This is a genomic window from Ensifer sp. ENS07, from assembly GCF_014852185.1.
GTDB classification, from domain to species: Bacteria; Pseudomonadota; Alphaproteobacteria; order Rhizobiales; family Rhizobiaceae; genus Ensifer; species Ensifer adhaerens.
The window spans coordinates 1,122,505-1,141,085 of the sequence record NZ_JACVBE010000001.1 but is presented as its reverse complement, the minus strand read 5'-3'; the positions used below and the strand labels follow the sequence as shown (position 1 = coordinate 1,141,085).

Below are 18,581 nucleotides of genomic sequence, written 5' to 3'. Positions count from 1 at the left end.
CCACCCTAGCGCGCACTGTGCACCAGGCACCGTCTTCAGAAGTATTGCGGCAGTCGTGCGCTCGGGCGGCGCTAAGTCTTACGGCTGGCTCTTGTTGAGATAGCCAAAAACGATCTTGGCCGCCATCTCGCCCGGCGGATGATCGGTCGTCATGCGCTGCTGCACCAGCGCGTAACCGTCGAGCATCGAGGCCCGCTGCGCCGTTGCGCCCGAAAGCCGCTCCATCCAGCGCGTCAACGCGCCGGGGCGGATCGATTCGCCGAAATATTCCGGGACGATCGGGAAATCCGCGATCAGGTTCGGCAGCGCGCCACTCCAGATGCGGATGCGCTTGTGCAGGAACTTCACCAGGAAATCCGGCGCATAGGTTGAAACCACGGGCACGCCAGCCAAAGCGAGTTCCAGAATGACCGTACCCGAAGCAGCAATCGCCGCGTCGGCTCGATCGAAGGCCGCCCATTTGTCGGCCGCACCGACGGAAATTTCCGGCTGGATCGTCCAGGATGCGGTAATTTCCCGCACCAGCTTCTCCTGGCGCGGGACGGTCGGGAGCAGGAAGCGAATTCCCGGATGGCGGGCTTCGAGTTCCTCGACTGTCGCGCGGAAGATCGGCAGCAGGCGACCGACCTCGCTGGAGCGCGAGCCCGGCAATAGAAGGCATGTCTCAACACGCCCCTCCTTGGCGCCCGCAAGGCGCGGCTGGCGGCTTGCGCGAACGGCGAGCACATTGGCGTCGCTTGCAAGGCGATGGCCGACATAAGTGGTCGGGGGGCCTTGCAGCCGCTCCATCGCCTCCGGCTCGAACGGCAAGACGGCGAGCACGTGATCGACGTAGCCGCGCATGCGCGGTGCTCGCTCCGGCTTCCAGGCCCAGACGCTCGGGCAGACGTAGTTGATGACGGGCAGATCCGGCAATGCGGCGCGCACTTTTCGCGCCACGCGGTGGGTGAAATCCGGGCTATCAATGATCAGAAGCGCGTCGGGTCGGGCTGCGATGATCGCCTTTGCCGTTTGGCGAATACGCATGATCAGCTTCGGCAGACGGGCGAGCACCTGGGTGAAGCCCATGATCGACAGTTCGGAATAGTCGAACAACGAGCGAAGGCCCTCGGCCTCCAGCGCCTCGCCGCCGACCCCGACGAGTTCGACGTCAGAATGGCTTTGCGCCCGAAGCGCGCGGACGAGATCGGCACCCAGAAGGTCGCCGGAAACTTCACCCGCGATCACTGCGAGCTTGTAACGTGGCGCGTTCATCGTCTGATACCTCCGGAAGTGCGCTCCACTCCGGCGACAAAAAGCCCCGCTTGATCGGCGACCTTGACCACTTCGCTACGTTCCAGCACCAGCGCCCGTCCGGCTTCGACGGCAACACCGGCAAGACCGGCCCGCTCGGCAAGCGCGATGGTGGACGGGCCGATCGACGGCAGGTCCGCGCGCAGATCCTGCCCGGGCTTGCAAAGTTTGACGAGAACGCCGCGCCGGCGCGAAGAGACGCGCCCCTCCGCCTTCAAGACAGCGACACGCTCCAGCATGGCGTCCGTGCCCTCCGCGCCCTCGAGCGCTACGACACGCCCGCCGACCGCAACCGCCCCCTGCCCCACGTCGAGCGCGCCGAGCGCGTTGGCCGCAGCGATGCCCGCTTCTATGTCGCGTTGGTCGTCACCGTCAGGGTTCACGGCACCGATGGGGCCTGATTCGGCCAGGAGATTGGGTACCACCTCGTGCACGCCGATGACGTGCGCGCCGCTTGCCTCGATCAGCTGCATCGCCATGCGCAGAACCGCATCGTCCCCGCCCGAGACCAAGGTCTTCAGCACTGACGGTATCTTTGCGAGGGTCCGCAACGTCGGGCGGATATCGCGCCACTCCGGCCGACGCCGAACCCACCCGGACAAGACGACGCGGTCGATGCCCTCTTCTTTGAATGTGCGGCTGATATTGGCGAAATCGCCGATCGCCAGAACCGAATGGTCAAAATCGACCCAATCGGTTTCTTCCGCTTCACGCGTGAGCGCGATGATGTAGGGATCTTCGCCGCGTGCACGAACCGCTTCGGCAACGTGATGAGGCAGCGCGCCGCCACCAGCGATGATTGCGAGCCGGCCGCTGGTCGCCGCGCGGCTCGCAGCAGAAGACATCACGGTCAGGCCTTGCCGCGTTGCGGCGAAGATAGCGCGCGGTCGCTCTCGGCGCCGATGAAATCGAGGATTTCCATGACCGGCGCGCAATCCATATAGTCTTCGCGAATCGCTGCGGCATTGGCGCGGATCGATTCCGGCCCTTCGAAGATCTGCTTGTAGGCGCGGCGAACCACATGGATCGTTGCACGATCGATGCCAGCCCGGCTCATGCCGACGACATTCAGACCGCTCAGCAGACCGGGATTGCCGTTGAGCATGCCATAGGGAATGACGTCGTAGCTGACAGCCGACAGACCGCCGACAAAGGCCTGACGGCCGACGCGGGTGAACTGGTGGACCGCACAGCCGCCGCCGAGAATGACGCGATCTTCGACCGTGACGTGGCCCGCCAGCATCACATTGTTGGACAGGATGATGTTGCTGCCGAGGCGGCAATCATGCGCCACGTGCGAGTTGGCGAGAAAGAGATTGTTATCGCCGACGACCGTCTTACCACCATGCTCGACTGTACCGGTGTTCATCGTCACGCCTTCACGGATCGTGCAATTGGCGCCGATCAGAAGCTCGGTGTCGACGGCACTGTGATGAACGCTTTGGGAGTCACCGCCGATAACGGCGTTCGGGAAAATCTTCGTTCCCTTGCCGACGGTCGTCCGGCCGATCACCGCGACATGGCTGAGAAGCTCGATATCGTCGCCCAGAACGACTTTCGGCCCGATGTAGCAAAACGGGCCGATCTTGACGTTCTCGCCGATCACAGCACCGCTCTCGACGATCGAGGACGGGTGGATCTTCGCAGATGCTGCAATCATGTTCAGGCGTCTTCCTTGCTGACTATCATCGCGCCGATATCAGCTTCTGCGACAAGTTGCCCGTCAACTTTTGCGTCACAGTGAAATTTCCAGATATTGCCGCGCTGCTTCTGCTTCACGACATGGAATTCGACGCGATCTCCGGGCACGACCGGCTTGCGGAAACGGGCATTGTCGATGGTCATGAAATAGACCAGGTTCGTGCCGGTTCCCACCTTGCGGGCGCAGATCGCGCCGGCGGTCTGCGCCATGCCCTCGACCAGCAGGACGCCCGGCATGATCGGCTGCTCCGGGAAGTGGCCGGTGAAATGCGGCTCGTTCGCCGAAACGTTCTTGATGCCGATCGCCGAATTGTCGCCGTCGATCTCGATGATGCGATCGACGAGCAGAAATGGGTAGCGATGGGGAAGCAGTTTCAGGATTTCCTGAATATCCGCCGTGCCGAGAACCGTTGCTGCTTCACTCATTCGCGCCGCCCTTCTTCTTTTTCTGTCTTTCCTCTGCCCGCATGGCCATTTCCGCAACGTCGCGCAGGAAATCACGCATCGGGCGCGCTGGAATACCGCCGTACCGTTCGCCGGCGGGAACATCAGCCGCCACGCCGCTCATGGCGGCGATCTGGACGCCATCACCAACCGTGATATGGCCATTGACGCCGCTGCCGCCGCCGATCATGACGCCATCGCCGATCTTTGTACTGCCGGCGATGCCGACCCCGCTGACGATGCCGCAATAGCGACCAATGCGCACGTTGTGACCGATCTGAACGAGATTGTCGATCTTCGTACCCTCGCCGATCACTGTGTCATCCATCGTGCCACGGTCGATGGTCGTATTCGCGCCGATCTCGACATGATCCTGAATGATCACCCGTCCGACCTGAACGATCTTGATCATCCCGCCTTTCGGACCCGGCGCATAGCCGAAGCCGTCCTGACCGATGCGAGCGCCGGGGTGAATGATCACGCTGTTGCCGACGAGAGCGCAAAGCACGCTTGCACCTGCGGCAATCGTGCACTCGCGACCGATGCGCACGCCTGGGCCGATGACCGCGCCGGCCGCGATCCGCGTGCCGCGGCCGATCTCGGCGCCGGCACCAACCACAGCCGTCGGTTCGACCTCGACATCGTCCTCAAGCCGCGCCGTCGGATCCACGAACGCCCCAGGCGCGATGCCGCGCAGGCTCGTATTGCGTGCCGGACGCATCGCAATCTCGTGCAACAACGTGCCGGCAAGCGCAAAGGCCGTGTGCGGCCGCGCTGTCAAAAGGACGGGAATATGTGCAGGGACGAGAGACGAAATCGTCTTATCGCAAATGATCGCCGATGCTTCACACGTTTCGAGCTCGGCACGGCTCTTGCGAGACAACATATAGCAGACGTCCCCGGGCTTTGCCCGATAGACCGGCGCTACGGAGCGGACAGCACGGTCAGCGACCGCGACATCCACCAATTCCGCCCCAATTCGATCCGCCAGGTCGCCCAGGCGGATCCCATCGTGGGGCGGAAAAAACCAGTTCTGTTCCATGTACACTCCAGAACGATCTTTTCTGGCAGTTCTGGACTGCTTCTTATCAGAACGACGACGAAATACCGAACTTCAGGTTCTGAACCCGGTCGAAATCTTCCTTGGCAACCGGCCATGCGTAGTCGACTCGCAGCGGACCGAAGGGCGAAGCCCAGATCAGACCAATACCGACCGAGGCGCGCAGCGAGGCGTCGTTGCCCTGGACCGATTCACCAGGACCGGTGAGCGCGACCTTGTTGCTGTAGAGCGTTCCTGCGTCAGCGAAGACCGCACCGCGGAAGCCGCTGTCACGCGGGATACCCGGAAGCGGGAACGTCGCCTCGGCCGAAGCCGTGAAATAGGTCGTACCACCGAGCGAGTCACCCGATTGCTTTTCGCGCGGGCCGATACCGTTCCGCTCGAAGCCGCGGATGTCGCTGGTGCCGAGCTGGAACTGGTCGAAGACCTGCAGATCGCTACCGGTCTCGAAGATATGGCCAGCGCTACCGCCGAGCGAGGCGATGATGTCGGCTTCGTCGTTGACCGTGTAGTACCACTTGGCCTTACCGGTCATTTTGTAGAAGTCGGAGTCACCGCCGAGGCCGGCGAATTCATGCGTGAAGGTCGCAAGAATGCCGTCATGCGGCAGCTGCGCATCGTCGAGCGTGTTGTAGGTGATCGACTGCGACACCGACGAACGGACCCAGTTGCCGCCGTCGATCGCACGAATGTAGGGCGACGAAAGCTTCGACCGGTCACCGCTATAATCGAACTGCGTGAAGTTGTAACGCAGCGTCGTCGACAGGTTCTCGGTGATCGGCGCGGTCACGCGCAGGCTGAAGCCCTGATCTTCGTAGCTGTAGTTGTCGTCATCGAAGTCGTTTTCGTTCTTGAAGACGTCGAAGCCTGCGGCCAGACGATAGCCGAGGAAATACGGCTCCGTGAACGAAACGTTGTACGTGCGGCTCTCGTCACCACGACCAGCGGCAACGCGGATGTACTGACCACGGCCGAGGAAGTTCTTTTCTTCGATCGAAGCTTCGACGAGGAAGCCACCACCGCTACCGGCGGAGTAACCTGCACCGATACCGAACGAACCGGTCGACTGATCCTGTACGTCGACGATCACGACAACACGGTCAGCGGCGCTGCCCGGAGCGGTCGAAACGTTGACCGTCGAGAAGTAACCGAGAGCCTCGAGACGACGCTTGGCGCGCGCTACCATTTCCTGGTTGAAGGCGTCGCCTTCACCCATGTCGAACTCGCGACGGATAACGTAGTCGCGGGTACGGGTGTTGCCGCGGATTTCGATACGCTCGACATAGGCGCGCTCGCCCTGGTCGACGAGGTAGTCGACGGCGATCGTGTGGTTGCCGAGATCGCGGTTGCCGCGAGGCGTGACGCGAGCGAACGGGTAGCCAGCCGAAGCGACGCGCTTCGAGATCTCGGTCATCGTCGCCTGAACGTCCTTGGCCTTGTAGACCGAACCCTGACGGCTGACGATAAGCCCCTTCAGTTCTTCGGCGTTGATGCCCTCAACGGTCGATTCGACATTGACGGAACCAAAGTCGTAGCGCGGACCTTCTTCGACTGTGATCGTCACCGTGTATTCGTTGGTCGCTTCATTCAGGGTCGCATCCGAAGTAACGACCTGGAAGTCGGCGTAGCCGCGGTTGTAGTAGAACTGACGTAGCAGTTCTTCGTCCGCGCGCAGCTTGTCAGGATTGTAGACGTCCTTCCGCGTAATGAAGGAGAAGATGCCCGATTCCTTCGTCGCGATGACCGACTGCAGACGACCGTCGCTGTAGGCTTCGTTGCCGACGAAGTTGATCTGAGAAATCTTGGTGCGCTCGCCTTCGTTGATGACGAACGCGAGGTTGACGCGACCTTCGGCGACAGGAACGACCTGCGTCGTCACCGTGACATCGCCACGACCGATCGCCGCATAGGCGTCCTTGATCGACTGGATGTCCGTCTCGACCGTCGCTTCGCTGTAAGGACCGAGCGGCTGCGTGCGCACGACGCCCTGCAGCTTGTCGTCCTTGATCTTGCGGTTGCCGTTGAAGACGACCTGGTTGACAAGCTGATTCTCGCTGACGCTGACGACCAGCGTGCCGCCGGAAACATTGATGCTGACGTCGGAGAAGTAGCCGGTCGCATACAGGCGCTTCACAGAAGCGTCGATGTCGGTGTTGTTGAAGCTCTTGCCCGGAACGATCGTGATGTTGGCGCGAACCGTCTCAGCGCTGACGCGCGTGGCGCCGCGCACTTCGACACGATTGATGACCGCAGCTTCTGCAACGGACGTGCCTGCGAGCAACCCAACACCAGCGCCGGAAACAACAATGCTTGTTGACAGCGCAGCCGCCGACACCGCGTTCAAAAACCTTGAACCAGCTTTCATGTTCAAATCTTACCTTTTCCAAACGTCGCGCGGCAGTTTCGTGCCGACTCCGGTCACGGTTGCCGTTTTAACCGCTTTTCCCATACAAGCAAGCCAGCTCGTTAATTTCTGTTTACTTCAATTCGAACCGTGGCTTAACGGCCACTACAGCTTCGATTTATCGTAAACAAAACCTTTCGTCGCAAGCCGTTGAAAACCAATCGTTCACAGTATCCGTCGAAATCCCCCTCGCCGTTTCCCCGGCCGAACGCTAGCCGAAGAACATCGATATGTCGTTCCAGGTGGCAAAGACCATGAGCATCAGCACCATGGCAAAACCGATCCGGTAGGCGACATCCTGCGCGGCCGGGCCCACCGGCCTTCCGCGCAAGGCCTCAACCGCATAGAACATCAAGTGGCCGCCATCAAGCACCGGAACGGGCATGAGGTTAAGCAATCCTATGGAAACAGACAGGATCGCGGCAATATTCAGCAAAAACGGAATTCCAAGCGTCGCCATCTGCCCCGAGACCTTGGCGACGCGGATCGGTCCGCCGATCTGATCCGCCTTCATCCGCCCGGTCACGACATTGGAGAGATAGTCGAAAGTACCGGTGACAACGTGCCAGCTTTGCAGGACGCCCTGCCCGACGGCCTCGATCGGACCATAGCTGACCGTGCGGAAATTGCCGGCTTCCTGGTCGGTCAGGATACCGATGACGCCGATTTCCATCTTGTTGCCAAACTGATCCGTGAGCTCGGTACGCTGCGGCACCATGGACAGATCGAGCATCGCGCCGTTGCGTTCGATTCGGATCGAAATCGGCATTTCCGGGCGAACACTGACGTAGCGGCGAACGTCGTCGAAGGTGACGACGGGCGTGCCGTCGATCGAAATCAGACGGTCTCCCGGCACGACACCGGCTTGCGCAGCAGCACTGTTCTCATTCACCCGCGCAACCACCGGATCGGCGACCTGACGCCCGTAGACGGAAAACAGCACGGCAAAGATGGCGATGGCGAGAATGAAGTTTGCGATCGGTCCGGCGGCGACGGTTGCCGCACGCTTCCACAATTTGGCGCCGAGGAAGGTCTGGCTGCGCTCTTCCGGCGCCAGCGCCTCCAGGCGCTTGTAGTCCGGCACGCTCGCCGCATCCTCGTCGCCGTAGAACTTGACGTAACCGCCAAGGGGAATCGCCGCCAGTTTCCACCGCGTTCCGTGCCGATCGGTCCAGCCGACGAGCTCAGGGCCAAAGCCGATCGAAAAAGCCAGAATGCGGATGCCCGACCAGCGGCCAACGAGGTAGTGGCCCATCTCGTGCACAAAGACCAGCAGCGTCAGCACCAGAAGAAATGGGACGACGTAGCCGGTCAGAATCTGAAGGGCATCAAGCAGATATGTCATGAACGTTCCTCAAGCACCCGCGGGCCTAAGCTCAAAGGCTATACAGGACGGATCCGAAAGCGATCTGGCGCCCATCGCTGACGAAATACTGAACCATGACCAGAATCAACGCCGCGACACACGCGAAAATCAACCCGTCGACCCGATCCATAACGCCGCCATGCCCCGGAATGAGACGGCTGGAATCCTTCACCCCAAAACGGCGCTTGATGAAGGATTCGAACAAGTCTCCCACTTGGCTGGCGACGGAAAGCACCAGCGCAATGATCGGAATGCGGAGATCTTGCAGTGAAAAATAAGCCATAAAGACGGCAACACCGGCAACAATGCCGCAAATTGTGCCACCGATGGCACCCGACCATGTCTTGCCGGGCGATATGCGTGGCGCGAGCTTCGGTCCACCGATCGCGCGGCCGGTAAAATAGGCGAAGATGTCGGTCGCCCAGACGACGGCAAAGACGAACAGCGTCGCCATCAAGCCAAGATCGTCGGCGCCGCGAAGGGCCGCAAGCGAAATGCCGGTCAGCCCGGCATAGGCGATGCCACCCGGCAGCCACCAACTGGTCTTCTGCAGAAATACCCAAAGGACAGTGAGAACTACAAAAGCGGCTAGGACCGGAAGGCTGTAGCCGATATAGCCGGTCACGATCAGGCCGGCGATGATCACGACGCCCAGCCAACCAACGGCATTGCCTTGGAAATCCCGCTCCTGGAGGTCCGTGATCGTCGACCACTCATAATAGACGAGCAGCGCAATCAGCGCCGACAGCAACTGAAACGCCAAACCGCCGAACCAGGTCGCCGCTAGTGTCACCGCTGCGAGGACCACGCCCGAAGCGATACGAAGCTTAAGTTCAGTCTGCATCAGGAACCGACCGCCAACGTGGGCTCGGCGACGCCGCCGAAGCGGCGCTCGCGGCAGGCGTATTTTTCAAGCGCCGCCTGGAACGTTTCGCGCGTAAAGTCCGGCCACAACTCCGGAACGAAGATCAGTTCCGAATAGGCGCCCTGCCAAAGAAGGAAATTCGAGAGACGCTCTTCGCCGCTGGTGCGGATGATCAGGTCCGGATCGGGAATGTCCGACGTGTCCAGCATCGCCGCGATACGCTCGGGGTTGATGTCTTCCGGCCGCAAGCGTCCTTCGGCGACTTCCGTCGCCAGCCGCCGCATGGCTCGTGTCATTTCGTCCCGGGCGCCGTAATTGAAGGCAATGACGAGCGTAATCCCGGTATTTGCCCGCGTCGTTTCTTCCGCCTCCACCAGCAACGGTAGAATGTCGCCTCTGAGGTTGGAGCGGTCACCGATGACTCGGATGCGGACATTCTCGCGGTGCAGATCGGCAAGATCCCGGCGGATAAAGGTCTTGAGCAGCCCCATCAGATCGCTGACTTCCGCCGCCGGCCTGCTCCAGTTTTCCGAGGAAAAGGCAAAAAGCGTGAGGTAGCGGATCCCCAAGTCGCCCGCCGTCTTGACGGCGGCGCGAACGGTCTCGACACCCTTGCGGTGCCCCATCGTGCGCGGCAGACCACGCGCGTTCGCCCAACGCCCGTTGCCATCCATGATGATGGCAACATGTTCCGGAACGGTCGTGGAAGTGAGGTTTTGCATAAGGCGTCCGCGAAAGGAGACTCAGATCACGAGCAGAGCAGATCAGACCTGCATGATTTCCTTTTCCTTCTCGACGAGCAAGCGGTCGATATCGGAAATCGTTTCGTCGGTCATCTTTTGCACGCGCTCGGACTGAGAACGGCTGATATCCTGACCGATGTCGCCATCCTTTTCGGCTTTTTTCAGGTCGTCCATGCCGTCACGGCGCACGTGGCGCACGGCGACCTTCGCCTTTTCGGCGTAGTCATGTGCCACTTTGACGAGCGACTTGCGGCGCTCTTCGTTGAGTTCCGGCAGCGGAATGCGCAGGTTCTGGCCGTCGATGATCGGATTGAGGCCGAGGTTCGATTCGCGAATGCCGCGATCCACAGCGCCGACCATCTGCTTGTCCCAGACCGAGACGGACAGCATGCGCGGCTCGGGAACCGTGATGTTCGCCACCTGGTTGAGCGGCACGCGTGAGCCATAGGCTTCGACGGTCACCGGGTCGAGAACGTTCGCCGACGCGCGGCCGGTACGGAGCGACGCGATATCGCTCTTGAATGCGGAAATGGCGCCATCCATGCGACGCTTCAGTTCCTTCAGGTCAACACCTTCACTCATGGTCGAAACTCCCGTTCTATCATTCGCCGGCCCGAGGGCCGTTCTGCAGCTTCTTAATTGTCTGTGACGATGGTCGCGCGACCGCCGCCGGTCAATATTTCCGCAAAGCCACCCTTCTCATGAATGGAGAAGACAACGATCGGAATGGCATTTTCGCGTGCAAGCGCGACGGCGGCAACATCCATGACGGCAAGCCCCTTCTCGAGGACTTCGCTGTGCGTCAGGCGGTCGAAGCGGGTCGCGTCCGGATCCTTCTTCGGGTCCGCGGAATAGATGCCATCGACCTGGGTGCCCTTGAAGATCGCCTGCGCGCCCATTTCGGCGGCGCGAAGGGCGGCGGCAGAGTCGGTCGTGAAGAAAGGATTGCCCGTGCCGCCGGCGAAGATCACGACGCGGCCGAGGGAAAGATGGTAGAGCGTTGCGCGCTGCGAGAAGCTCTCGCAGATTTCCGGCATCGCGATTGCCGAGAGCACGACCGTATCGATGTCGAGCTTGCGCAGCGACGTTGCGAGCGCCAGCGCGTTGATGACGGTTGCCAGCATGCCCATGTGGTCGCCGGTTACCCGGTCGCCGCCCTTGGAAGCGACGGCCACGCCGCGGAAGATATTGCCGCCGCCGACAACCACGCCCACTTCGACGCCCATGGCGCGCGCTTGCGCGATATCTGCGGCGATCCGGTCAGCGACCGCCACATCGATGCCGAAGCCCTGGCTGCCCATGAGAGCTTCACCGGAGGCTTTGAGTAGAACGCGTTTGTAGAGTGGCTCGGCCGGCATCATCGCTCCTGAACAGATCGGCGCGCGTGCGCACGATGGCGGCGCACAGCGCATAAGGACACATTGCGCACCATGGTTTCAACCGCAGCGGCTTATTTTCCGGCGGGTCCAGCGCATTGACGAAGCCGGATACACGAAGGGCACCGCGTTGTCACGCGATGCCCCAAGGTTTTCCCAATATGGGTGAAGAAATCAGCCCTTGGCGACGGCTGCAACTTCTGCAGCGAAGTCGGACTCTTCCTTCTCGACACCTTCGCCGAGCAGCAGGCGAGCCATGCCGGTGACTTCGATCGGTGCGCCAGCGAGCTTTTCAGCGTCCTTGACGGCCTGACCGACGGTGATTTCCGGGTTCATGACGAAGGCCTGCGACAGCAGAGCGACTTCTTCGAAGAACTTGCGCATGCGGCCTTCGACCATCTTTTCGATGATGTTGTCCGGCTTGCCCGAAGCGCGCGACTGTTCGATGAAGACGTTGCGTTCGCGCTCGGCAACAGCGGCGTCGACTTCGTCCGCACGGATCGCGAGCGGGTTGGTCGCAGCGATGTGCATGGCGATCTGACGGCCAACCGAGAAGAGAACTTCCTTGTCGCCGATCGACTTCAGGGCGACGAGAACACCGAGCTTGCCGATGCCGTCGCCGGCAGCGTTGTGGATGTAGGTAGCAACAACACCGTCTTCGACCTTGAGGAGGGCTGCGCGGCGAAGCGTCATGTTCTCGCCGATGGTGGCGATCGCGTCCTTGATGGTCTCGTCGACCGACTTGCCGGTTGCCGGGTAGTTTGCAGCCGCGATGGCTTCAACCGAGCCGTCGGTGGTCAGCGCTACATTGGCAACGCCGCGGACGAGTTCCTGGAAGGCTTCGTTGCGGGCAACGAAATCGGTCTCGGAGTTGATTTCGACGACGACAGCCTTGACGCCACCGCTGACAATACCGATGAGGCCTTCAGCAGCCGTGCGGCCCGACTTCTTGTCGGCCTTGGCGATGCCCTTGGCGCGCAGCCAGTCGATCGCAGCTTCCATGTCGCCGTTGGTTTCGGCGAGCGCCTTCTTGCAGTCCATCATGCCTGCGCCGGTCTTTTCGCGCAGTTCCTTCACCATTGCTGCAGTTACACTCATCTTATTGCCTCTTTGTCTGTTTGGTTGGCGCGCTGCCCTTGAGGGCGCGGTACCAGGAGGTGTGGCAGGGAATGGCTTTTCAATGTGACACCGTGATGACTGAACCATCACGGGGTTGCTCGGCTCCAAAGATCCGAACGGATCAGCGCCATCCCCGGCTGAAAAGAACAAGGCCGTTCAGATTTTCATCACAAACGGCCTTGTCCCGACATTTCATTGGGGGCGGCAGGCTTACCTGCCGCCAAGGCCCGATCAGGCGTCGGAGGCCTCGTCGAGCGCCGGCTCGACCGGAGCTTCGGCAGATGCGCCGAGGTCACGGCCCGATGCGCCCTGCTGACGTGCGATGCCGTCGATGGCAGCGCGTGCAATGAGGTCGCAGTAGAGAGCGATGGCGCGCGAAGCGTCGTCGTTGCCCGGGATCGGATAGTCGATCTGGTCCGGATCGCAGTTCGAGTCGATGACTGCGACAACCGGGATGCCGAGGCGCTTGGCTTCGTCGATCGCGATCGATTCCTTGTTGGTGTCGATGATGAACATCAGGTCCGGCGTGCCGCCCATGTCGCGGATACCGCCGAGAGCGCGGTTCAGCTTTTCGCGTTCGCGCTCGAGGTTCAGGCGTTCCTTCTTGGTGAAGCCCGAAGCTTCCGAAGAGAGGATTTCGTCGAGCTTGCGCAGGCGCTGGATCGAGTTCGAAATCGTCTTCCAGTTGGTCATCATGCCGCCGAGCCAGCGAGCGTTGACGTAGTACTGGGCCGAACGCTTGGCAGCGTCAGCGATGATTTCGGACGCCTGGCGCTTGGTGCCGACGAACAGAACGCGGCCGCCGTTGGCAACGGTGTCGCTGACGATCTGCAGGGCGCGCGACAGCATCGGCACGGTCTGTGCGAGGTCGATGATGTGAACGTTGTTGCGATCGCCGAAAATGTACGGCTTCATCTTCGGGTTCCAGCGGTGCGTCTGGTGGCCGAAGTGAACGCCAGCTTCCAGAAGCTGACGCATGCTAAAATCAGGCAATGCCATGCCTTTTCTCCTTTTCCGGTTGAACCTCCGCGAAGCGTCGAGCATGTCTTTCGACCGGCCCACCGGCGGAACGATCCGGATTTCTCCCGGAACATCCCAAGCTTCACGTGTGGAATGGGCAGCCCCTTAACGGCAACTGCCCGAGAAATCAAGCCGCAAACGCCGCTTTTTACCGCAATCGGCTATTTGCAGTCCTCGGATTTGAACACTTCGAGGTCCGCAAGCTTGCCGCTCAGGACGAAATCGCCGTAGTCCATCGTCAGGTCGCGGGTAATCCCGTTCTCGTAAAGCTTGAACGACATACGGTAGATCGGCAGCGCGTCGCCGCTCTTGTCATCGTTGAAATAGGAGATCGTCACCGGCCAGTAATTGTCGCCGCTGAGCTTGCCCGCCTTGCCTGCATCCGGCTCGTCCGCCGTGGGTTTGCGCGATTTGCCGACGAAGGTCGAGGTGATCAAGGTCTTGTCACCCGAATCGGAGCCGTCGAAGATGCGCGCCTCAAAGAGGCTCTCGCCTTTCTTCGCTCGCGAGATCACCTCCATCATGTGCGCCGTCGGAAACCGGCTCGCCGCAAGCTCGATTTCGCGCTTGTCCGGCGCAGTCAGCTCGACCTTAACGCCCGCTTTTTCCTCATGCGCTGTACCGCGTACTTCCTTGTCCAGCTTCTCATCGGTGAAGGAGCGGGTCAGGAAGCGGAAATTGCCATTCTTTAGATCTTCGTAGGTGGTCGTCTGCTGATCGGTCAGGCGCACTTCCTCGCCGGTATCGACCTGGGTGACGAAACGGAAGCTGACGGTATAGCCCGCACAGGCCGAGCCATTGAACTCGTAGACCATGCGACCATACATTCCGGCAATGCCCGAACGATCCGATGCATCCTTGAGTTCGAGATCATAGACGGCGCGGTGCGGCACAAGGGCGTTTGCGTGTGCCGCCGTGGCGCCCGATACTGTCATGACGGCGAAACAGGCGCTGCCCAAAGTGACGAGACCGAAGCCTTTATGAAACATCCGTTTCCTCCTGTTGGACTCGCCGGCAATGCTATAAACAAGCGTTCGGCAGAAGCGAGGCGGCGTTCGCAGGAAAAAGCCGGTGCCCGCCGCGATCCGGCCTGAATGCAGGATTTTAACACAAAAGACAACAATGGAGCTTTCCATGTCGGCAGAGATCGAAGCGCGCCTCAAGGACCTCGGAGTCACACTTCCCCAGGCTGCGACCCCGGTTGCAAACTACGTGCCCTACGTCATCAGCGGCTCGATGCTCTACATCTCCGGACAGCTTCCGATGGAAGACGGCAAGGTCGCTGTGACCGGCATCGTCGGCAAGGATGTGGACGTGGCCCGCGCACAGCGCGCCGCCGAACTCTGCTCAATCAACATCCTCGCCCAGGCCAAGGCAGCACTCGGCGGCGATCTCGGTCGCATCCGACGCCTGGTGAAGATCAACGGCTTCGTCGCCTCGACACCGGAATTCGTCGAGCAGCATCTGGTCATCAACGGCGCATCCAATCTGCTTGCGACCGTGCTCGGTGAAGCCGGCAAGCACGCGCGTGCCGCCGTCGGCATGGCTTCCCTTCCCTTCAATGCCGCCGTCGAGATCGACGCCGTCATCGAAATCGCCTGACAGAGTGCCCGGCATGGCTGATATTTCCTGGCTGAAGGCCCAACCGATTGCCCATCGCGGCTATCACGACATGAACAAGCAGGTGTGGGAGAATACGCTTTCGGCCTTCTCCCGCGCCGTCGACGCCGGTTTCGCGATCGAATGCGATCTGCAGTATACCGCCGACAGCATTCCGGTCGTCTTCCACGATGACGATACCGAGCGACTGTGCGGGATCAAGGGCGACGTTCGCGCGCGCACCGCCGGCGAACTCGGCCTGATGGCGATCGGCGGCACGAAGGACAAGGTGCCGACGTTGACGCAGATGCTGCGCTTGGTTGCCGGCAAGGTGCCGCTCGTCATCGAGCTCAAGGGCCGCAAGGGCGACGACGAGGGCTTTGCCGCCGCCGTGCTCGAAACGCTCGAAGGCTACAAGGGCCACGTTGCGCTGATGAGCTTCGATCACTGGCTGCTCAAGGACCTGAAGGCGCTCGACGCGCCCTACCCGCTGGGCCTCACAGCGGAAGGTGCCAATCCGGAGACCTTCTTCGTGCATGAGGAAGCGATGCAGCTCGGGCTCGATTTCATCTCCTACCACTACGGCCACCTGCCGAACTCGTTCATCACCAAGGAACGGACGCTCGGCAAGACGATCATCACCTGGACCGTGCGCGACCGGCAGGCCGAAGCCTACACGTTTGCCCATGCGGATCAGATGACCTTCGAGGGTTTCGACCCGCGGGAGGCCCTGGTTTCCTAAAGTAATGTCAGACGCCGTCACCCTCCGCATCGCGCAATCCTTCACCGATATACCAGCGGCACGCTGGAATGTGCTGTCCGGTGCATCGAAGGCGTTTCCTGGCGGCGTCTACAATCCCTTCCTCTCGCATGCCTATCTCTCGGCGCTCGAAGAGTCCGGGTCGGCGACGGCCAAGACCGGCTGGCTCGGCCAGCATCTGTTGCTTGAAGGCGGCGACGGGCAATTGCGCGGCGGCCTCGTCTGCTACCTGAAGAGCCACAGCCAGGGCGAATACGTTTTCGACCACGGCTGGGCAGACGCCTTCGAGCGCGCCGGCGGTCGCTACTATCCGAAACTGCAAAGTTCCATCCCCTTCACGCCTGCGACCGGACCACGGCTGCTTTCGGCACCGGACGAAAATACGAACGCCGTTCAGGATGCGCTTGCCGCGGGCCTGAAAGAGCTTGCCCGCAGACACGATGTCTCTTCGGCACATGTGACTTTCGTGCCCGAAGCCGAGATCCCTGCGCTTGAGCGCGCCGGGTTCCTGCACCGCACAGACCAGCAGTTCCACTTCACCAATGAAGGCTATGGCTCCCACGCCGATTTTCTGGAGACCCTTGCCTCACGCAAACGCAAGGCGCTGAAGAAGGAGCGCAGGGCTGCGCTCGAAAACGGCATTTCGATCGACTGGCTGACCGGCAGCGACCTGACGGAATCGATCTGGGACGAGTTCTTCGCCTTCTACATGGACACCGGCGGACGCAAATGGGGCCGCCCCTATCTGACGCGCGCGTTCTATTCGCTCATTGGCGAGCGCATGGCCGACGATATCCTGCTGGTGATGGCACGCCGCAACGGCCGCTACATCGCCGGCGCGATCAACTTCATCGGCGGCGATGCGCTCTACGGTCGCCACTGGGGCTGCATCGAGGATCACCCGTTCCTGCATTTCGAAGTCTGCTATCACCAGGCGATCGATTTCGCGATCGCCAAGGGGCTGAAACGGGTGGAGGCTGGCGCCCAGGGTGAGCACAAGCTTGCGCGCGGCTACATGCCCGTCACCACCCATTCCGCCCATTTCATCACACATCCGGGACTTGCCCGCGCCGTCGGCGACTATCTTCAGCGCGAGCGCAGGGATGTGGAGGAAACGGGCGAGTTTCTTGCCGAGCACGGACCTTTCCGCAAAGGTGAACGGCAGGACGACTGACCGCCTTTTCGTGAAGGCCGGCTTCATTACACGAGGAAGAACAATGAGCTACGACGACAACAACATTTTCGCCAGGATCCTGCGCGGTGAAATTCCCTCGCACCGCGTCTACGAGGACGACGCGACGATCGCCTTCATGGATGTCATGCCGCAGGCAGAAGGCCATCTGCTCGTGGTGCCGAAATCCCCTTCGCGCAACCTGCTCGACGCCGATGCAGCAACGCTGCCGGCGCTGATTGCCACCGTACAGAAGCTGGCTGTTGCCGCCAAGGAAGCTTTCGACGCCGATGGTGTGACGATCATGCAGTTCAACGAAGCACCGGCTGGACAATCGGTCTTCCACCTGCACTTCCACGTCATTCCGCGGCAAGCAGGCGTGCCGCTGAAGCCGCATTCCGGCACGATGGAAGACGGCGCCGTTCTGGCTGCCAATGCCGAAAAGGTTCGGCAGGCGCTCTGATCGCGCTCATACTATCCGCGCAGGAGCCAGGGAGCCGGCGACGCGCCGGCTCTTTAACCGACGGTCAGGTGAAAGCACCTCACCCGGCCTAAAAACCCAACCACCACAGGCCCAGCGCCAACGCGGCAATCGCTGACGCGATCCCGATCGCCGGCTTTCTTCCGAACAGGAAGAAGGCGGCCGCCCCGAGCGCGACGGCACCTGCGCGCAGCCAGAGCGGGGATTGTTCGAGTACGCCGGTCGGATAGAGGATAAGCTTGGCGATGACCGCTGCGACCAGCGCGGTGGCAACCGCCCTCACCCAGTTCAGCGCCTCGGAATCATCGCGCAGCCTGTTGCCTGTGATGACACCCAACCAGCGCCAGATGTCGGTCGCCAGCCAGCCGGCAATCGCGATAAAGACATAGGCCCACCAACCATCCTGCCAGGTCATGCTCCCACCTCCTTGCGGCGCCGCCAGAGGCGCTCGATGAGCCAGGCAAGCGTGCCGCCGACGAGGCCGGCGAGCAGGATGTCGAATTCCGGAAACAGCCAGTAGAACAGCGGCCCGCCTGCAAGACCAAAGAGCAACGCCACATAGACGACGGGATGGCGCGCCGAATGCCAGATCGAGGCGAGAAAGTAGACCGGCGTCAGGAAGAAAAGGCAGCCGGCAACGATCGGCGGGAAATCGGCGACGAAGTGGTAGACGACAGCGACGAGCAGCATGTTTGCCGCCACCAGCGTGATGCCGAAGCCCGCGAAAAAGGCGACGCGACGCTCGCGCGGCACGTGCGGCACCTTCTCCATCGCGAACACCCAGGCGGTGATCGCGACGAAATGCGACAGGAAGAGCAGAAGCCAAGTCGGCGTGCGCGACCCGCGCAGCTCCGGTATCAGCGCGGCGACCATCGGCATCAGCCGGACGGACGACAGCGAGACCGCGAGGAACGCGGTCGCGAGCCCGGCTCCGCTCATCATCGAACTGACGAGAATGACCTTGGCCGGAAGCGCCCAGACCATGCCGACCATGAAGACCACCTGCTCGACCGGGATGCCGGCCTGAGCCGTCAGCGAACAGAAGCCGACAAAGGACAACATCAGAATGAAGGCCGGCAGACTGAAAATGCCGCGCATGCCTTTCCCGAACCAGGCGAGCGAAGATTGCTCGTCTTCTTCTCTCTTCATCGGCGATTCCGGATTGTTTTCAACTCGAAT

21 protein-coding genes are annotated in these 18,581 nt (G+C 61.3%); 5 read left to right on the top strand and 16 right to left on the bottom strand.

Annotation, left to right across the window (positions count from 1 at the left end):
- Nucleotides 1-78: 78 nt before the first annotated feature.
- From lpxB to bamA, 6 genes are read right to left on the bottom strand one after another with little or no spacing between them, the layout of a single operon-like run.
- The gene (lpxB, locus tag IB277_RS05755; protein ID WP_090295651.1) at nucleotides 79-1,254 is read right to left on the bottom strand and encodes a lipid-A-disaccharide synthase; all 1,176 of its coding nucleotides are present in this window, start codon (nucleotides 1,252-1,254) and stop codon (nucleotides 79-81) included.
- Nucleotides 1,251-2,138 (bottom strand): LpxI family protein, encoded by an 888-nt coding sequence (locus IB277_RS05750; RefSeq protein WP_060585276.1) that lies wholly within the window; start codon nucleotides 2,136-2,138, stop codon nucleotides 1,251-1,253. Before IB277_RS05750 ends, lpxB begins: the two co-directional genes overlap by 4 nt.
- 5 nt (nucleotides 2,139-2,143) lie before the next feature.
- Complete coding sequence (gene lpxA, locus IB277_RS05745; RefSeq protein ID WP_162731877.1) at nucleotides 2,144-2,959, bottom strand: acyl-ACP--UDP-N-acetylglucosamine O-acyltransferase; 816 nt, start codon at nucleotides 2,957-2,959, stop codon at nucleotides 2,144-2,146.
- Nucleotides 2,956-3,420: a 3-hydroxyacyl-ACP dehydratase FabZ gene (gene fabZ, locus IB277_RS05740; protein ID WP_034796695.1), complete on the bottom strand. Its 465-nt coding sequence runs from the start codon at nucleotides 3,418-3,420 to the stop codon at nucleotides 2,956-2,958. Before fabZ ends, lpxA begins: the two co-directional genes overlap by 4 nt.
- Nucleotides 3,413-4,480, bottom strand: coding sequence for a UDP-3-O-(3-hydroxymyristoyl)glucosamine N-acyltransferase (lpxD, locus tag IB277_RS05735; protein WP_034796696.1), 1,068 nt, complete (start codon nucleotides 4,478-4,480; stop codon nucleotides 3,413-3,415). Before lpxD ends, fabZ begins: the two co-directional genes overlap by 8 nt.
- A 46-nt stretch (nucleotides 4,481-4,526) precedes the next feature.
- A complete protein-coding gene (gene bamA, locus IB277_RS05730) occupies nucleotides 4,527-6,863 on the bottom strand; it encodes an outer membrane protein assembly factor BamA (protein ID WP_060607504.1) in 2,337 nt (778 codons plus the stop codon).
- On the opposite strand from bamA, the gene IB277_RS05725 reads away from it, so the two are divergent.
- Nucleotides 6,805-7,029, top strand: coding sequence for a hypothetical protein (locus IB277_RS05725; protein WP_162251000.1), 225 nt, complete (start codon nucleotides 6,805-6,807; stop codon nucleotides 7,027-7,029). The genes bamA and IB277_RS05725 overlap by 59 nt on opposite strands.
- A gap of 84 nt (nucleotides 7,030-7,113) precedes the next feature.
- On the opposite strand, the gene rseP is transcribed toward IB277_RS05725, so the two are convergent.
- The 8 genes from rseP to IB277_RS05685 form a co-directional block, all read right to left on the bottom strand.
- Nucleotides 7,114-8,247 carry an RIP metalloprotease RseP gene (rseP, locus tag IB277_RS05720; protein WP_090295657.1) on the bottom strand — a complete coding sequence of 378 codons (1,134 nt, stop codon included), beginning with the start codon at nucleotides 8,245-8,247 and terminating at the stop codon, nucleotides 7,114-7,116.
- Between the two features lie 31 nt (nucleotides 8,248-8,278).
- The gene (locus IB277_RS05715) at nucleotides 8,279-9,112 is read right to left on the bottom strand and encodes a phosphatidate cytidylyltransferase (protein ID WP_090295660.1); all 834 of its coding nucleotides are present in this window, start codon (nucleotides 9,110-9,112) and stop codon (nucleotides 8,279-8,281) included.
- Nucleotides 9,112-9,855 carry an isoprenyl transferase gene (locus IB277_RS05710; RefSeq protein ID WP_090295662.1) on the bottom strand — a complete coding sequence of 248 codons (744 nt, stop codon included), beginning with the start codon at nucleotides 9,853-9,855 and terminating at the stop codon, nucleotides 9,112-9,114. Before IB277_RS05710 ends, IB277_RS05715 begins: the two co-directional genes overlap by 1 nt.
- A gap of 42 nt (nucleotides 9,856-9,897) precedes the next feature.
- Nucleotides 9,898-10,458: a ribosome recycling factor gene (gene frr, locus IB277_RS05705; protein WP_034796704.1), complete on the bottom strand. Its 561-nt coding sequence runs from the start codon at nucleotides 10,456-10,458 to the stop codon at nucleotides 9,898-9,900.
- Between the two features lie 53 nt (nucleotides 10,459-10,511).
- Complete coding sequence (gene pyrH, locus IB277_RS05700; protein WP_090295665.1) at nucleotides 10,512-11,234, bottom strand: UMP kinase; 723 nt, start codon at nucleotides 11,232-11,234, stop codon at nucleotides 10,512-10,514.
- 192 nt (nucleotides 11,235-11,426) lie between these two features.
- Complete coding sequence (gene tsf / locus IB277_RS05695) at nucleotides 11,427-12,350, bottom strand: translation elongation factor Ts (RefSeq protein ID WP_034796708.1); 924 nt, start codon at nucleotides 12,348-12,350, stop codon at nucleotides 11,427-11,429.
- 252 nt (nucleotides 12,351-12,602) lie between these two features.
- Nucleotides 12,603-13,370 (bottom strand): 30S ribosomal protein S2, encoded by a 768-nt coding sequence (rpsB, locus tag IB277_RS05690; RefSeq protein WP_034796710.1) that lies wholly within the window; start codon nucleotides 13,368-13,370, stop codon nucleotides 12,603-12,605.
- 182 nt (nucleotides 13,371-13,552) lie between these two features.
- Nucleotides 13,553-14,380 (bottom strand): cell envelope integrity EipB family protein, encoded by an 828-nt coding sequence (locus tag IB277_RS05685; protein ID WP_034796712.1) that lies wholly within the window; start codon nucleotides 14,378-14,380, stop codon nucleotides 13,553-13,555.
- Between the two features lie 145 nt (nucleotides 14,381-14,525).
- Between IB277_RS05685 and IB277_RS05680 the strand changes: the two genes are divergently transcribed.
- From IB277_RS05680 to IB277_RS05665, 4 genes are read left to right on the top strand one after another with little or no spacing between them, the layout of a single operon-like run.
- Nucleotides 14,526-14,993: a RidA family protein gene (locus IB277_RS05680; RefSeq protein WP_043622203.1), complete on the top strand. Its 468-nt coding sequence runs from the start codon at nucleotides 14,526-14,528 to the stop codon at nucleotides 14,991-14,993.
- 13 nt (nucleotides 14,994-15,006) lie between these two features.
- Nucleotides 15,007-15,732 carry a glycerophosphodiester phosphodiesterase gene (locus IB277_RS05675; RefSeq protein WP_060585298.1) on the top strand — a complete coding sequence of 242 codons (726 nt, stop codon included), beginning with the start codon at nucleotides 15,007-15,009 and terminating at the stop codon, nucleotides 15,730-15,732.
- Between the two features lie 4 nt (nucleotides 15,733-15,736).
- Nucleotides 15,737-16,924 (top strand): GNAT family N-acetyltransferase, encoded by a 1,188-nt coding sequence (locus tag IB277_RS05670; protein ID WP_089044618.1) that lies wholly within the window; start codon nucleotides 15,737-15,739, stop codon nucleotides 16,922-16,924.
- Nucleotides 16,925-16,967: 43 nt separating this feature from the next.
- Entirely contained in the window at nucleotides 16,968-17,384 is a 417-nt protein-coding gene (locus IB277_RS05665; protein ID WP_090295669.1) for an HIT family protein, read from the top strand.
- Nucleotides 17,385-17,472: 88 nt separating this feature from the next.
- Here IB277_RS05665 and IB277_RS05660 read toward each other — a convergent pair whose 3' ends face one another.
- Both IB277_RS05660 and IB277_RS05655 read right to left on the bottom strand, forming a co-directional pair.
- Nucleotides 17,473-17,817: an AzlD domain-containing protein gene (locus IB277_RS05660; protein ID WP_034796719.1), complete on the bottom strand. Its 345-nt coding sequence runs from the start codon at nucleotides 17,815-17,817 to the stop codon at nucleotides 17,473-17,475.
- Nucleotides 17,814-18,551: an AzlC family ABC transporter permease gene (locus IB277_RS05655; protein ID WP_060607501.1), complete on the bottom strand. Its 738-nt coding sequence runs from the start codon at nucleotides 18,549-18,551 to the stop codon at nucleotides 17,814-17,816. The genes IB277_RS05660 and IB277_RS05655 overlap by 4 nt, the downstream gene beginning before the upstream one ends.
- Between the last annotated feature and the right edge of the window lie 30 nt (nucleotides 18,552-18,581).

Bases quoted from the DNA above. Each gene is read 5' to 3' on its own strand.
- pyrH (WP_090295665.1), bottom strand. From the start codon at position 11,234: ATGCCGGCCGAGCCACTCTACAAACGCGTTCTACTCAAAGCCTCCGGT.
- lpxD (WP_034796696.1), bottom strand. From the start codon at position 4,480: ATGGAACAGAACTGGTTTTTTCCGCCCCACGATGGGATCCGCCTGGGC.
- IB277_RS05750 (WP_060585276.1), bottom strand. From the start codon at position 2,138: ATGTCTTCTGCTGCGAGCCGCGCGGCGACCAGCGGCCGGCTCGCAATC.
- fabZ (WP_034796695.1), bottom strand. From the start codon at position 3,420: ATGAGTGAAGCAGCAACGGTTCTCGGCACGGCGGATATTCAGGAAATC.
- bamA (WP_060607504.1), bottom strand. From the start codon at position 6,863: ATGAAAGCTGGTTCAAGGTTTTTGAACGCGGTGTCGGCGGCTGCGCTG.
- frr (WP_034796704.1), bottom strand. From the start codon at position 10,458: ATGAGTGAAGGTGTTGACCTGAAGGAACTGAAGCGTCGCATGGATGGC.
- IB277_RS05725 (WP_162251000.1), top strand. From the start codon at position 6,805: ATGCTTGTTGACAGCGCAGCCGCCGACACCGCGTTCAAAAACCTTGAA.
- rseP (WP_090295657.1), bottom strand. From the start codon at position 8,247: ATGACATATCTGCTTGATGCCCTTCAGATTCTGACCGGCTACGTCGTC.
- IB277_RS05670 (WP_089044618.1), top strand. From the start codon at position 15,737: ATGTCAGACGCCGTCACCCTCCGCATCGCGCAATCCTTCACCGATATA.
- IB277_RS05655 (WP_060607501.1), bottom strand. From the start codon at position 18,551: ATGAAGAGAGAAGAAGACGAGCAATCTTCGCTCGCCTGGTTCGGGAAA.
- IB277_RS05680 (WP_043622203.1), top strand. From the start codon at position 14,526: ATGTCGGCAGAGATCGAAGCGCGCCTCAAGGACCTCGGAGTCACACTT.
- rpsB (WP_034796710.1), bottom strand. From the start codon at position 13,370: ATGGCATTGCCTGATTTTAGCATGCGTCAGCTTCTGGAAGCTGGCGTT.
- IB277_RS05685 (WP_034796712.1), bottom strand. From the start codon at position 14,380: ATGTTTCATAAAGGCTTCGGTCTCGTCACTTTGGGCAGCGCCTGTTTC.
- tsf (WP_034796708.1), bottom strand. From the start codon at position 12,350: ATGAGTGTAACTGCAGCAATGGTGAAGGAACTGCGCGAAAAGACCGGC.
- IB277_RS05660 (WP_034796719.1), bottom strand. From the start codon at position 17,817: ATGACCTGGCAGGATGGTTGGTGGGCCTATGTCTTTATCGCGATTGCC.
- IB277_RS05675 (WP_060585298.1), top strand. From the start codon at position 15,007: ATGGCTGATATTTCCTGGCTGAAGGCCCAACCGATTGCCCATCGCGGC.
- lpxB (WP_090295651.1), bottom strand. From the start codon at position 1,254: ATGAACGCGCCACGTTACAAGCTCGCAGTGATCGCGGGTGAAGTTTCC.
- IB277_RS05710 (WP_090295662.1), bottom strand. From the start codon at position 9,855: ATGCAAAACCTCACTTCCACGACCGTTCCGGAACATGTTGCCATCATC.
- IB277_RS05665 (WP_090295669.1), top strand. From the start codon at position 16,968: ATGAGCTACGACGACAACAACATTTTCGCCAGGATCCTGCGCGGTGAA.
- IB277_RS05715 (WP_090295660.1), bottom strand. From the start codon at position 9,112: ATGCAGACTGAACTTAAGCTTCGTATCGCTTCGGGCGTGGTCCTCGCA.